The sequence below is a fragment of the Neobacillus drentensis NBRC 102427 genome, assembly GCF_001591445.1.
Classification (GTDB): Bacteria; Bacillota; Bacilli; order Bacillales; family Cytobacillaceae; genus Neobacillus; species Neobacillus drentensis.
On sequence record NZ_BCUX01000075.1, the window covers coordinates 1 to 15,136 of the forward strand.

The 15,136-nt window shown below is 41.0% G+C and carries 10 protein-coding genes and 2 riboswitches; all 10 genes read right to left on the reverse strand.

What is annotated here, in order from left to right; all coding sequences use genetic code 11:
* Window positions 1–238: 238 nt before the first annotated feature.
* Window positions 239–2,311, reverse strand: coding sequence for a glucose-specific PTS transporter subunit IIBC (gene ptsG, locus BDR01S_RS22590; protein WP_066249697.1), 2,073 nt, complete (start codon window positions 2,309–2,311; stop codon window positions 239–241).
* A 187-nt stretch (window positions 2,312–2,498) separates the two neighbouring features.
* Complete coding sequence (gene glcT, locus BDR01S_RS22595) at window positions 2,499–3,341, reverse strand: glucose PTS transporter transcription antiterminator GlcT (RefSeq protein WP_066249695.1); 843 nt, start codon at window positions 3,339–3,341, stop codon at window positions 2,499–2,501.
* 109 nt (window positions 3,342–3,450) lie between these two features.
* Window positions 3,451–4,578, reverse strand: coding sequence for an ABC transporter permease (locus BDR01S_RS22600; RefSeq protein ID WP_066249692.1), 1,128 nt, complete (start codon window positions 4,576–4,578; stop codon window positions 3,451–3,453).
* On the reverse strand, window positions 4,571–5,770 hold the full coding sequence (locus tag BDR01S_RS22605) for an ABC transporter permease (RefSeq protein WP_066249687.1): 1,200 nt from the start codon (window positions 5,768–5,770) through the stop codon (window positions 4,571–4,573). Before BDR01S_RS22605 ends, BDR01S_RS22600 begins: the two co-directional genes overlap by 8 nt.
* A 15-nt stretch (window positions 5,771–5,785) precedes the next feature.
* A complete protein-coding gene (locus tag BDR01S_RS22610) occupies window positions 5,786–6,724 on the reverse strand; it encodes an ABC transporter ATP-binding protein (protein ID WP_066259577.1) in 939 nt (312 codons plus the stop codon).
* 156 nt (window positions 6,725–6,880) lie between these two features.
* Window positions 6,881–8,209 (reverse strand): NCS2 family permease, encoded by a 1,329-nt coding sequence (locus tag BDR01S_RS22615; protein ID WP_066249684.1) that lies wholly within the window; start codon window positions 8,207–8,209, stop codon window positions 6,881–6,883.
* 111 nt (window positions 8,210–8,320) lie between these two features.
* Window positions 8,321–8,422: riboswitch (purine riboswitch) on the reverse strand.
* Window positions 8,423–8,566: 144 nt separating this feature from the next.
* On the reverse strand, window positions 8,567–10,087 hold the full coding sequence (guaA, locus tag BDR01S_RS22620; protein WP_157406236.1) for a glutamine-hydrolyzing GMP synthase: 1,521 nt from the start codon (window positions 10,085–10,087) through the stop codon (window positions 8,567–8,569).
* 149 nt (window positions 10,088–10,236) lie between these two features.
* Window positions 10,237–10,339, reverse strand: a riboswitch (purine riboswitch).
* Window positions 10,340–10,430: 91 nt separating this feature from the next.
* A complete protein-coding gene (locus BDR01S_RS22625; protein WP_066259575.1) occupies window positions 10,431–12,647 on the reverse strand; it encodes a transglutaminase domain-containing protein in 2,217 nt (738 codons plus the stop codon).
* Window positions 12,647–13,813: a DUF58 domain-containing protein gene (locus BDR01S_RS22630; RefSeq protein ID WP_369691103.1), complete on the reverse strand. Its 1,167-nt coding sequence runs from the start codon at window positions 13,811–13,813 to the stop codon at window positions 12,647–12,649. Before BDR01S_RS22630 ends, BDR01S_RS22625 begins: the two co-directional genes overlap by 1 nt.
* Window positions 13,814–13,870: 57 nt before the next feature.
* Window positions 13,871–14,812, reverse strand: a complete 942-nt coding sequence (locus BDR01S_RS22635; RefSeq protein ID WP_066259573.1) for an AAA family ATPase — start codon at window positions 14,810–14,812, stop codon at window positions 13,871–13,873.
* Window positions 14,813–15,136 lie beyond the last annotated feature (324 nt).

Below are 15,136 nucleotides of genomic sequence, written 5' to 3' on the forward strand. Positions count from 1 at the left end.
GTTTGTCACTTCGTTTGAAGCAACTTTATAACTATATCATTTCAGCCATTCGCTGTCAACATCTTTATCTGATGTTTTTTTCAACACCATTGAGTTATTAACTCGTCAATAACGACTGCTTTAATATACTACCACTTAGGTTAGTTAACGTCAATAAAAATTTCAAATAAATTTCCCCATATCCACTTTCTTCTATTAATAATACGAAAGCCGGTCCAACCTTGGACCGGCCTCAATCTTACTTAGTTATTTTAATGATACCCTCTTGTTTTAACTCAACTTGTCCTTGTTTATTAATTACAACTTTTTCACCTTCAGCTAAGTTCGTGAAAACAATTGGCGTGATTGTTGATGTTGCATGTTCTTTAATGTAATTTAAATCAACTTTTAATAAAGGCTGACCTTGTTCAATGATGTCATCTTCTGAAACTAATGTCTCAAAACCTTGACCTTTTAAATTAACCGTATCAATACCCACATGAATGAGGATTTCTCGGCCGGTATCAGATAAAATGCCAATCGCGTGTTTTGTAGGGAATAGGTTTACGATCTTTCCATTAACAGGTGATACAATCATTCCTTCTGCTGGTACAATCGCAAAACCATCGCCCATCATTTTTCCGGCAAATACTTGATCCGGCACTTCTGTTATCGGCTTTATTTCTCCTTTAAGCGGTGCTACAAATACTTCATTTTCACGCGCCTTTTGTATTGCTTCTGAAGGAGCCCCATTCTGTTGTCCCGCATCTTTTTCCACCTTATCAGCAGAAGCTGCACGCGGTCTCTTCCCAGACATAACATCTTTCATTTGTCCTTTGATTGTTTCTGAACGCGGTCCGAAGATTGCTTGTATGTTATTACCTACTTCAAGCACACCCGCAGCACCAAGTTTTTTTAACTTGGCTTTATCAACATTTTTACTATCATGTACCGATACACGAAGACGTGTAATACATGCATCTAAATGAGCAATATTTTCCTTACCACCCATAGCATCTAAAATATTAGCGGCTAAATCACTTGAGCCTGCTTTTCCAGTTGGCACGGTGCTATCATCATCTTCTTCTAATTCACGACCTGGTGTTTTTAAGTTAAACTTGCGAATTGCAAATCGGAATCCGAAGTAATAAATCAATGCAAAGACTAAACCTACAGGAATAACGATCCAAGCATTTGTTTGCGGGTTAATTAAACCAAATAGAATATAGTCAATTAATCCACCTGAGAATGTCATCCCGATTTTTACATTTAATAAGTGCATTGTCATAAACGATAATCCCGCAAAAACTGCGTGGATTCCAAATAACACTGGTGCAACAAACAAGAATGAGAATTCAATTGGTTCTGTAATACCCGTAAGGAAAGAAGTTAACGCCGCAGAAGCCATTAATCCTCCTACAAACACTTTCTTTTCTGGACGAGCTTCATGGTAAATCGCAAGTGCAGCAGCAGGAAGTCCAAACATCATGAACGGATATTTACCTGTTGTGAATGTACCTGCAGTTAAATGTTGAACATTATCTTTAATTTGTTCCATGAAAATACGTTGGTCACCACGGACAAGATCGCCGGCGGCATTGGTATAACTACCAAATTCATACCAGAATGGAGCATAGAAAATGTGATGTAATCCAAATGGAATTAATGATCGTTCAATGACTCCAAAAATAAACGCAGCTATTGTTCTGTTTGCATCAACCATGTTGGTAGAAAATAAGTTTAAGCCTGTTTGAATTGGCGGCCAAATAAGAATCATTAGTAATCCTAAAAGAACTGTACTTGCAGCTGTTACAATCGGAACAAATCGCTTACCAGCGAAGAATCCTAGATACGATGGTAATTCAATTTCAAAGAATTTGTTGTACATGTATGCCGCAATCAGACCGACGATAATACCACCGAAAACACCAGTTTGCAGTGTCGGAATACCTAATACTGATGCATAGCTTTGTGGATGCTTAGCAAGTGCATCTGCATCAATCCCTAAGGCAGTACCCATTGTTGCATTCATGATCAGGAACCCCACAATGGCAGCAAGACCCGCTACACCTTCTCCTCCAGCAAGCCCAATCGCAACACCAACAGCAAATAATAAGGCCAGGTTTCCGAATATTACACTGCCTGCTTGTTCCATAATCTTCGCAACCATAGCAATACCACTATTATCTAAGAAAGGAGCGAGGTCAATTAAGGTTGGGTTTTGAAGTGCATTACCAATCGCTAATAATATCCCCGCAGCAGGCAAAATTGCTACTGGTAACATTAGTGCTTTACCGACTTTTTGTAAAACACCAAAAGCATTTTTAAACATAAAATATACCTCCTATTTTTTCATTTAGCTCATAAAGCGGTTACATTCTCTCGAAAAAATCCAATAAAAAAGGCATGAGTAAAAATCTAACTGAACGAATCTATGGGTATAGATTACCCCATAATTTCAATCCAATTAAATTTTTCACTCATGCCTGATCGAATCAGTAACACGTAAAAAATAATTGTTATTTAAATTTTTTTTGAAGTCGTTGCAAATGCATTGTCAGATAAACTGCTTCTGCATCAAAGACTTTCAATTTTAATGATTGTTGCATCACTTTAATGAGCTTCCATGAAAGATTATAACACACAGGATATTCATCTTTCAAGAGGGAAGAAATTTTTTCTGGTTCATCGACTTTCTCACCCTTAATCACTCTCTCAATAGCAAAGCGAAGGTGACGAACCAGCCTCATATAATCGATTCCTTCTTTATCTATCACTATTTCAAGTTGTTCTTCCACCATGTCAACCAATCTGCTGACTAGCTGGGAATGTTGGTTCACATCAGAAAGATTTTTATTAGTTAGGGCACTGTGAATGTGCAAAGCGATGAATCCAACCTCACCAATCGGAAGGTTTATCCCTGTCTTATCGTTGATTAGCTTGACGACATCTTTTGCCACTTCGTATTCATGTCGATACAGCGTTTTCGTCTCGATTAAAAATGGATTTTTCATTTCCAGCCCTTGCGTGACCCTCGTTAAGGCAAACATGAGATGATCTGTTAAGGCTACATGGATATGTTCATTTAACATCGCATTCGTTCGTTGCTTAATTAGATCAATAGCGGCGATAATCACTTCTAAATATTCATTATCTATAAAAGGCAGCAATTTAATATAATTTTCTTGTTCCTTTTCATTTTTTAAGACAAAGATTTTTTCGACTGAATCTGTTTCAATCGTGTCTCCGTGTTTCCGATTAAAACCCAATCCTTTGCCAATCAATACAACTTCTCCATAGGAAGGGTGTTCAGCAATCAAAACATTATTATTTAAAACCTTTTCAATTTTCAGCTGTGCCATACCCTTTTCCCCACTTCTTCCTTTTAACCTTCGTAATTAAAGGATAAAAGAGAGAAAACACGAAGTCAATGACAAAGTTCGACAACATCATGTCATTCCACTTGGAGAATTATTCGAATTTTATTCCTCTTAAACCAATAAAGAAGAACAAGCATGAGAATCCAAGCAATGCCAACGTGTCTTTCAACAGTGTTTCAACATGCAAGCTTCCACTAATTATTTCTTTAAAACCTGACATCACCCAGCTTTGCGGAACAGCTAATGCTAATTTCTGCATCAGCTCCGGTACGAAATCAATTGGCCAATAAACACCGCCAAGCATACAGGTACTGACTATTAATACCGCACTTATTGCCGAGGCCTGCTGTTTTGTTTTGACAAGGCCAGCAATCATGAGACCAAAACCTACAACGGTTAAAATTACAAGCGAGGCAAATGGAATCAGATAGGCTAAATTTCCCCAAGTAGTGTCAAACAAGATATTCATCACAGCCATTAACACCGCAAATTGAATCCATCCCATTAAAAAGTAAGACAACAAATATCCTAAACTTATTTGGAGCTTACTAGCCGGAGAAACCATCAACCTCCCCCATGTCCCACCGATTCGTTCATCCAAAATCGTTGATGCTGCACCGGATAAGCCAAACATCATAAACATGATGGCAAAACCAACAATCATTAGATTTATCGACGTTTGAGTACTATCATCCGCTTGGAGCAGTTGTTGCTCGACCTTAATCCCTTGATTCGAAGCCACCGCTTCCAATAATTTCGGAAACAGCTCTTCCCCCTGTATTCCAACAGCTTGATAGGAGGCAGCGATTAACTCTGCTGTTCCTTGTAAATGAGGGTACAACGCTAGATAATCTTCGGTTTTCCTTTGAACAATAATATCGAACAAAGGGCTCTTATCAATCATTCGTTGCTGGATTTTAGTTGGGATCACCACTGCTGCAATTGCATCCTGTTCGGCCACATTCTTTTTCGCTTGGGCAAATGAGACCTTTTTCCATTCAAAATGGTTATTCTTCTTTAAAAGTTCAACAATTCTTGTGCTATTCTCGTCTTGTTTGGCAACAATGTTGACCAGTGGTTTATTCTCTTCTGAATTGGCAACCATTCCGCCGAATATCAAACTAAATAATACCGGCAGGACAAACATGAGCACAATCGATCCAGGGGATTTAAAAAAACCCTTTAGCTGCAACCTTATAATCGTCCAGGTTTTACGCATATCTCCCCCTCCTCTCTAATGAAAGGCGAATTAATCCAATCGCAAAAAACATTAAGCCTAACCCTACTGATCCCGCAATAGCAGGCAGGATTTCAGAAAAGGTTGCCCCCGACATAAGGTCTAAATAAGTCTGCAATGCCAGACCATTGGGCAAAAACTTCGTAATGGAAATAACCCAATCAGGGAAAAGATACAATGGCACCATACTTCCTCCAACGGCAGCCATAATTTGTGTAGCAAACATACCCGCGACGCTAAATGCTTTTTCTGTTTTGATGAATGAGCCTGCTAAGATACCAAGGCCACAGGCATTAAAAACAAAACCCACTGTCATCAGTGCGATACCGGAAAGCGAAGGACCCCAATCTACTCCAAATAACAGCTTTGTTCCGAGAATAATCAAAAAGGCTTGGGCAAGCGAAATGATAATTAATCCGATCATTTTTCCAGTAAGGTATTGGGTGAAGGTTAGTTTGGTTAGAAGCAATCGATTATAAACAGCTTGTTCCTTTTCGAGAATCATTGTAGTAACACCCTGGACCACGGTCATTAATAAAAACATCACACCCATCGCTGCAGCATAATATTGAAACGATTCCACGGGTTTAGTTTTTGCATTGATGGTTGTTTCCTTGATGAGAGGCTGTGTGATTTCATCAGAAGAAGGTTTTGGTTGAAAGACACTAGTTTGATTCCCCGCATTGACTGGTTGAGCTAGTTGTGTTGCAAATACCTCAATCGATATCGAGTTAGAAAATTGCTCAATAACAGTTTGAACGATCGTTGCCTTGATGCCGGGGTCCGGTACCGTTAGTAGTTTCACCTTGGATTCACTACCTGACATCATCGAAGCTGTGAAATTTGCTGGAATGATAATTCCAACTGAAAGTGTATGATCTTTTATTTTTTCACGTAATCCATTTTCATCGTAGTATTTCACTTTAATTTGTTTGGATAAGGCCTTTGTAAAAACCTCATCTGTTAAAACAGTACTAAGCTGGCCTTTGTCTAAATTCGCAATACCTAGTGTGAATTTCTCTATAGTCACATCATCATCCTGCTTCATCACATCCCCAAAGGCTGCTCCTAGAATGGCGATTAACAATAACGGCATCATAATCAGCGTTAGAAATGCCTTTTTGTCTCGAACGACAATCTGTAAATCTTTAATAGCGAGCCACCAGAAAGTCACGATTATCCCTCCTATTCAATCTCTCAAACTCCGTCCGGTTAAATGCAAAAAGACACTTTCCAGGTTGGGTTCAATAATATCCACAGAGGTTACCTTTGTCCCTGTACTCGTTACCGACTGAATTAAGTCACTTAATATGAACTGAGGATCTTTATGAAAAATGATAAGTTGGTTGTCATTCAGTTGAATATCTTTTTCCAAAAAATGTCCTGTTAACGTTTGGGGAATGATTTCATGATTCGATGTCTTATTATCTAAGCTTAAAACAATTTTTGAATGATCACCGATGGTTTCCCTAAGTTCATGTAATGTACCTAAGGCAATTAATTCGCCGTGATCAATGATTCCAATTCGTTCACAAAGATATTCGACTTCCTCCATGTAATGACTGGTGTAAATAATCGTCATTCCTTCGCTGTTTAGTCGTTTCACCGTCTCGAGGATATGATTTCGAGATTGCGGGTCGATACCAACTGTCGGCTCATCCATGATTAACAATTCCGGCCGGTGTAAGATGGCCGCACCGATATTTACACGACGCTTCATCCCGCCTGAAAACGTCTCTACCTTATCCTTCGCCCGCTCTGTTAAGCCAATAATCTCAAGTACCTCATCAACACTCTTCTCAAGCGTACTACCCGATAAATCGTACATCCTTCCCCAAAATTTTAAATTTTCCCGCGCAGACATGCTCTGATACAAGGCAATCTCCTGTGGTACGACGCCAATCAATTTTTGGGCTTGCTTTGTATTTTTGATGACATCGATGTCCTTCATATGTACAGCACCTGAGGTGGGCGGAAATAACCCGGTAATCATATTAATAATGGTTGATTTCCCGGCTCCATTCGGACCTAAAAGTCCAAACGATTCCCCTTTTTCCACCGCAAAAGACACACCATTGACTGCAGCAATCACACCAAAGCTCTTTCGTAACTCACCAACGGTTAACATATTCATCGCTAACCACTCCTTTCACTCCCCATCATACCTAAGTGATTTGGAGAAATTTGTAATTCCCTGCTCGAAATTAAGAAAACTTTGTGAATATTTTCCAATCCAGCAACAAAAAAAGGAACTGTAGCAGCCCACAGTTCCCGAATTTAATAATTATTTTAAGAAGATAAAATATAGAACAAAGATGACAAAGAAGAAGTACATGATTGGATTAATTTCTTTTGCCCGACCCTTCACCAACATTGTGATTGGGTAAAAGATAAATCCAACAGCAATACCTGTTGCAATGCTGTATGAAAGTGGCATTGCAATCATTGTTAAGAAAGACGGAACGGCAATTTCAAACTTTTTCCAATCAATTTTCCCTAATGAAGATACCATTAACACCCCAACAATAATTAACGCAGGTGCTGTTACCGGTGCTGTTACGACCGATAATAACGGGAAGAAGAATAGCGATAAGATAAAAAATCCTGCTGTTACTAAGGCTGCAAATCCTGTTCTAGCTCCGGCAGCAACCCCGGCCGATGATTCAATGTAAGAAGTTGTTGTTGATGTACCAAGAACTGCACCGACAGTTGTGGCAATCGAATCAGAAATTAACGCGCGTCCGGCACGAGGAAGCTTATTATCTTTCATGATTCCCGCTTGGTTCGCTACGGCAACAAGTGTACCTGCATTGTCAAAGAAATCAACAAACAAGAAGGTAAGAATAATCCCCAGCATGGCTGTGCTGTAAAAAGAACTATCACCGAACGAAGAGAAGGCTGCACCAAAGGTCGGTGCTACACTTGGAACGGAATCAACTACTTTATGCGGCATTTCAATTAAGTTGAAAATAATTCCAACGATTACGGTAATCACCATTCCGTAAAATACGGCTCCATTAATACCCCTTGTCATCATAATTACAGTTACGACGATTCCAAAAATAGCAAGAAGGGTAGGTCCCGCTGTTAAATCACCTAAACCAACAAGTGTTGCATCATTATTGACAATAATTTTTGCGTTTTGCAATCCGACAAATGTAATAAACAAGCCAATCCCAGCACCAACTGCGTGCTTTAAATCAATCGGAATCGCATTAATTATTTTTTCACGAAGGCCAGTTAGTGTTAGTAAGAAGAAAAATACACCTGAGATCAGTACGGCACCAAGGGCATGCTGCCAAGGAATCCCGCTTCCCAATACAACCGTGTAAGCAAAGAATGCATTCAAGCCCATTCCCGGTGCTAGTGCAAGTGGATACTTCCCGAGCAGCCCCATGACAATCGATCCAATGGCAGCTGCAAGTGCTGTTGCCACAAATACGGCACCATAATCCATTCTTAACGCATCCGGATAGTCATTTATCGATGCTAGCGATAAGGTTAATGGGTTAACAACTAATATATAAGCCATTGCTAAGAAGGTGGTTAGTCCTCCAATAAACTCACGGCGATAGTTCGTACCATGTTTCTCAAACTCAAAATACTTTCTCATTATGTCTTCCCCCTATGAATCTTTCTTTTTTTTACACAAAAAACGCTCTGGCATTTTTCTACCGGAGCGTGACTTTAGGCATGTGCAAAAACAGAGGAAGGCATACCTCGTTTTTTAACAGCACTGCCTCGTAGTCAAGCCATTTACGGTGGCTCGGTAGAAACTTTTGGGCCATATTCCCAACATTATACGATGCAATTTATATTCTCTTAATTCGTTTTTTATTGTAGCAGGAAACAAACAGCTTGTAAACAAAAAATACGAACGATTTTATAAAATAAAATAAAATCGTTCGTAAATTAGTAAAGCTTGGTAATCCTGTCTAGCTCCAGCGCTAAACGGGCGCTTCCGCTTTTCTTATTCCCACTCAATCGTTGCTGGTGGCTTGCTGGTAATGTCATACACTACCCGGTTAACGTGAGCTACTTCGTTCACGATGCGTGTCGAAATGACCTCTAACACATCCCACGGAATTCGAGCCCAGTCCGAAGTCATCCCGTCAATGGAAGTCACGGCACGGATACCGATGGTGTAATCGTACGTTCGTGCATCCCCCATGACCCCGACACTGCGGATGTCCGGAAGTACGGTAAAATACTGCCAAATTTCTCGGTCAAGGCCGGCTTTTTTAATTTCCTCACGAAGGATCCAATCTGAATCACGAACAATTTCCAACTTATCCTCTGAAATAGCCCCTAACACACGAATCCCTAAACCTGGGCCTGGGAAAGGCTGTCTCCAAACGATATCATCGGGAATGCCCAGCTCTGTTCCAAGCGCACGAACCTCATCTTTAAACAAGGTGCTTAACGGTTCAATCAATGTAAACTGCATATCTTCTGGCAGACCGCCGACATTGTGATGTGATTTAATCGTCTGAGCCGTCGCTGTCCCACTTTCAATGATATCGGTATAAAGTGTTCCTTGGGCTAAAAAGTCGATCCCTTCGAGTTTCGTCGCTTCGTCATCGAACACATAAATAAACTCATTGCCGATTATTTTCCGTTTTTTCTCAGGGTCAGAAACGCCTTCCAATTTCGACATGAAACGTTCTTTCGCATCAACCTTGATGACATTCATGTGGAAGCCTTCTGAAAAAGTTTTCATCACACTTTCTGCTTCATTTTTGCGAAGAAGGCCATGATCTACAAAAATACAGGTTAACTGGTCACCAATAGCTTTATGAATTAACACAGCCACAACAGACGAGTCGACACCGCCGCTTAGTGCACAAAGCACCTTTTTATCGCCAACCTGCTCGCGAATCTTCGCCATTTCGATTTCAATGAAATTGCCCATTGACCAATCGCCAGTGCTTTTACAAACGTTAAAAACAAAATTTCGCAGCAATTCATTCCCGTAGACTGAATGACGGACTTCCGGATGAAACTGAACAGCATAAAGCTTTCGTTCTTCATTACTCATCGCTGCAATCGGGCAGGTTGGGTTCGTGCCATCCACAGTAAATCCTTCAGGGGCTTCCACTACAAGATCGCCGTGGCTCATCCACACGGTTTGCTCCTTAGGCAGGCCGCTAAATAACGACGATTCATGCTGCAGCGTCATCGTTGCCTTTCCGTATTCACGCTGGTTTGCCTTTTCAACTTTTCCATTGAAATGGACGGTCATTAATTGCATCCCATAACAAATTCCAAGGATTGGCAGACCCATTTCAAAAATGGCTTCATCACAACGGAAGGAATTTTCATCGTACACACTGTTTGGCCCGCCGGAGAAAATAATCCCTGTTGGGTTCAATTGGCGAATTTCTTCTGCTGTAATGGTATGCGGATGCAGTTCACTATATACCCCAAATTCACGAATCCTACGGGTAATTAACTGGTTATATTGACTCCCAAAATCTAATACAATAATCATTTCGTGCTTTCCTGACAAAGCATCCACCCCAATTTTCTAAGAATATAATTATTATTAACCTTAACAACAAATGATATAAAAAAAACTAGAATTCTCCCCTCCATAATCTCAGGAAGGCAGAATTCTAGTTTTCTCGTAATAATTGCTCACAGAAAAAATTCTGCCTTCATAGTCAGGCCATTTAACGGTGACCCGGTAGAGACTCTCGATCCATATCATCGAGGATATATGAAGGAAACGTACCTATTTTGAAAAGCGCACACAACTTTTATAGCGAAGTCCGCTAGTTGCTGACGCTAGACAATTGAATAGTACATATTGTAACAATAGGTCGTTTTTCTGGTCAAGCAATTGTTTTTTTGATTAAATTTTCCCATAATTCATGCGATTCTTCCCATGTTCCCTTCGGAAGGGTCTGATGATACAAATAATTCTCGTAAATCACGGTCAACCGGGTCATCTCGCTCGTCGAAAAAAAGGAGTCAATATAGCGGGCATAGCTTCTTAGCGTTTGATTTTCCTTCCGCTTTAAGCCGTAGCGATCAAACTGTTGTAATAAGGCTACGTAGGCAGCCCCTAGGTTGTCGTCCTTTTTCTTGAATCGATAAACTACTAACAAGAAATATGGAATCCACTTCCCGCGAACGCGGTAAAAAATCGCTGCCACTCCGGCAAAGAGGAGTAAAAGTAAAATCATCCGCTGCCAGTTATTTTTCAAAAACAATTTTGTATCTGCCCAGATTCTTTTCATATCGAAGAATGGATTCGAATCGTTTGGGGCCTTGGTATTATCAAGCTCCTCCTGCTTCGGCTTTTTCACCGGTGGTGTGCTCGTTTGCTGATTATTAGATGAGTTACCTGTTGTTTCATAATTGATGGTGATCTCATTCGAAAAACCCTTCGTTGGCTCAAATGGGACCCAGCCTTGATTTGGAAAGAAAGCTTCCACCCAAGAGTGGGCATTATTATTGGTTACTTCATAAACCTGGACCCCTGATGTCTCATCACTATATTGGAGGAAATCCCCGCCTGTAAACCCCTTAACCCAACGCGTTGGAATTCCCAGTGTTCGCAGCATAACAGCCATCGACGATGAAAAATTATCACAGTAACCCCTTTTGGTATCAAATAAAAATTGATCGACATAATCCTCGTTGGTGTCAGGCACCGCTACATTTTTTTGGTCGTAGGTGTACTCCGATTTCCCGAAATAACCTTCCACTGCTTTCGCCTTATCAAACCAGTTTGTTTTTGAGGCGGTAATTTGTTCTGCTAGCTCTTTGACCCTTGGCGGCAGCTCCTCAGGCAGTCTGGTATATTTTTCATAGAACTTAGCGTTAATGCTTGTCGGATCATATCGAGTGGTTTGCACTAAGTCTTTCGCTTTATACTTCGGAATTTCATATTCTACTGTAAAAACCCGAGGGACTATAGGAGCTTTTTCATGATTGTAAAAGCTGATTCTCTCATTGGTGGTATCGACTTGAAAATCATTTCCCTCTGAATCGAGCGGCTCTGTTTTTAAGACTTTGTTAATTCCGGCAGGATACATAAAATAGTTGTAATTATAATTTACATGGGTTAACACACGGGCCGATTCCTTAATGGTCTCTACATTTTTAGGCAATGAATAAACAGGAACCAGGTCTTCCTGACGAAAGGAAATCGGCGTAGTCCCGGATGTAAGCCAGCCTTTGCCGGTATACACATCCTTTGTTTCCATTTTCCAATAGCTTTTTCCATTCGCTTCATATTTAAAAACCGGGTTTTTGTCCCCTATAAATGGGCCTCCTAAAGCGGAATCATTCGTTCCGTAACCAATACGATGCACATCACGAGCATCCAGCTCAGGAACCTTATCGTTATTCGCTGTTAAATATGGGACAGGATCCGGCCATATCGGGGCTGCTTTTGGTGCTGCTATTCCAACTATCACACTAAAAGCAATCATTCCTGCCAGCGGAACCATCCACCTCCGCAGGAAAGTTGGCTCAGTGTTCACTTTCTCTCTCTGAATAATCCGATAGAACGTCAGCATCCCCATCACCGCAAAACCAGCCACCACAGTTCTGACAATCGCCGCTTTTGCGCTATAAGGGGTAAACGTATCCAATACTGTAATATAAATCAATGTCATAAAATAAAAGATAAAGATTTGCTTCCGGTTTATCAGCCAATAATGAATTAAATAGACCATTAGCCAAAGCAGGATAAAAAACAACAGAGTCCGGAACTCATTGGATAGATCGTTCCAGTTCCGTGCAGCTATCACTCCAATGTTATCAATCAGATCCGCAAAAAATTCCTTAAACCAGGAAACCTGAAAGAATCCTTCCTCGAAGTGGATGCGGTTTATAGAATATAAGATATAGATAAATTTAAGGCTATATTGCCAAATCCATTTTAACTGTAAAAAAGAAAGGGCAAACGCAAGAATCAGGAAGAAAATAAAGGTTTCAATATGATCTGTTTCCGTTAATTGTTCAACCGGCCGCAGCCATTCCCATAATAATAGAAAACCAAACGTATATAACAGAAATGAAGGATAATCTCTTTTCATCAAAGGAAGTTCACCTCCGAAAAGGCTGCCTGGTGTTGGCCTTCATGAACCATAACAATCCGCACGCCACGTGCATTGGCAATGGCGATGAGCGACCGTTCGTTTTCCGACGTGGATTCTTTATCCCCTTTGATTAGAAAAAGAGTAATCGTTCCTCCTTTTCGCTGCCCAAGAAAACTCGCTTTCTCAACCAAGGGCTTGGTAATCTGTGCGGTGACCAGCATAAACGAAACCGTAGTTTGTTGAATGAGAAGGCCATCAGTATCTAACACCTTGGCAAAGGGTGTGATACATTTTGCCTCTATTTTTGCTAAATGATAAAACAACTGCTGGAGATGCTGTTCCCCACCGCGGATGGGGAACGATGCCCGTTCGTTGCTCATGGTAAAAAGACCAGTCTGGGCCCCTTTTTTCAAAATCGCCCGGAGCAGTGAAGCGGTAAAGGATACAACAGGCTCAAAATGCTTATCCGGTGCACAGTCCATGACCACAAACACATCATGTGATTGCCGCTGCTCGAATTCCTTTGTCATTAAGATGTTTCGTTTCGCTGACGCTTTCCAGTTAATCCACGAGAATCGGTCACCCGGCTGGTAATCCCTTACCCCAGTCGCCATCGATGTATCTCGCTGCACTCGTTCTCTCGAAGCGGTCAGCCCTTGATCGTATTGGTTTTCAAATGGCCGATACATAAGCTCAGAATATGCTGGATAGACAATGATTTTGTCCTCCACCGTAAACCGTTTTTCTTTTTCAAATAATCCAAGCGGGTCACCGATTCTAAGCGTAAAGGATTCAAAAAAATGTTCCCCGCGCGGCACCTCGTCAATGACATATTCATAAGAAAATTCCTTTTTCAACCCTGGTAACAGAAGTGCTTTTGATTTCTTTTGTTGGCTGGCCAATTTCAAGGAATCACTTAAGTGGTCTTCGATCAGTAAATAAAAGAGAGGAAAGGATTTTGCCCTTTTCACTGAAACCGCCACCTTTAACGGTTCCCCCGCATTATAATCTGATTTTTGCAAGACTCTTGCGACTTCAAGTTCATTTAAGGGGTAGAAAGATAAGGCGGCACAATAAATCGCAAAAGGTAAAAAGCTATAAAATAAAAACCAGCTGACAAATCCCCCTTGGAACATCGCATAGGAGAAGGTTAATAAAATCAAAAAAAGCAGCACGATGACCTTCCACACTTTTCTTAATAGTTTCGGGAGCCTTTTCATTTATCTCACTAGCCTTTTGATGGGAACAGGGACCCTGGCAACCACCTGATTAACCAATTCTTCGGCTGATATCCCTTCAAATTTCGCCTCTGACTTTAAAATAATCCGGTGTGACAAGACAAACTTAGCTAAATATTGAATGTCATCAGGCAGAACATAATCGCGGCCGAACATGTAAGCATAGGCCTGTGCTGCTTTCATTAAGGCGATGGATCCCCTTGGACTGGCACCTAGGTAGACACTGCCGTGGCCCCTCGTGCGGTTGACGATGTCGACAATATAACGCTTAATCGTATCATCGACAAAGACGTCCTTGATTTCGCTTTGTAAGGTTAATAGACCTTCAAGATCAATAACAGGACATAGATCCTCAATCGGCGGAATCTTTTGCGCTCGGTTTAACACTTCCATTTCCTCATGCAAGTCCGGATAACCCATTTTCATTTTTAATAAAAAGCGGTCAAGCTGTGCTTCAGGAAGCGGATATGTACCTTCATATTCGATCGGATTTTGCGTCGCCATAACAAAGAAAGGCTTGTTCAGTCGGTGGGTTACCCCATCAATTGTTACACTTGCTTCCTCCATCCCTTCTAAGAGCGCCGACTGCGTCTTCGGGGATGTCCGATTAATTTCATCGGCGAGAATGATGTTCCCCATTAACGGACCGGGCCGAAATTGAAATTCCATTTCCTTTGGATTATATATGGACACTCCAGTGACATCGGACGGAAGTAAATCGGGTGTGAATTGAATTCTGCGGAAGTTGGCATTCACCGACTTGGCCAACGCACGGACCATCATCGTCTTCCCTACGCCTGGTACATCTTCTAAGAGCACGTGGCCGCCAGCTAAAAGGGCAACCAAGCTAAGTTCAGCCACGTCCCTTTTTCCAATCATAACCTTTTCGATGTTTACTAGTATTTTTTCGATCATCGGATTCATTTGTTCATTAGACAAGGTGACTCCTCCTCGGATGGATTATACCTATTTTGGGCATTATATGTATGTATTCGAGGTTTTCCTGAAAATTCCTTTATCGAATGACACACAGTATTCAAAACTGACATAAACCGCGAAAAAAAGCCTAACTCTAAAAAAAAGTAGACCTTGTTTGAAGCTCTCAGTAGTTTTATTCATGTGCCAAGGCTGTGTTTGCAAATGCAGCAAAGGCAGGAGGGTATCGAAGCTTACTTCCTATCACTCTGCCAATCCCACCTTCTGTTCCTAAAGATATAAATCGAAATACGCAACTAACCAAACGTTTGA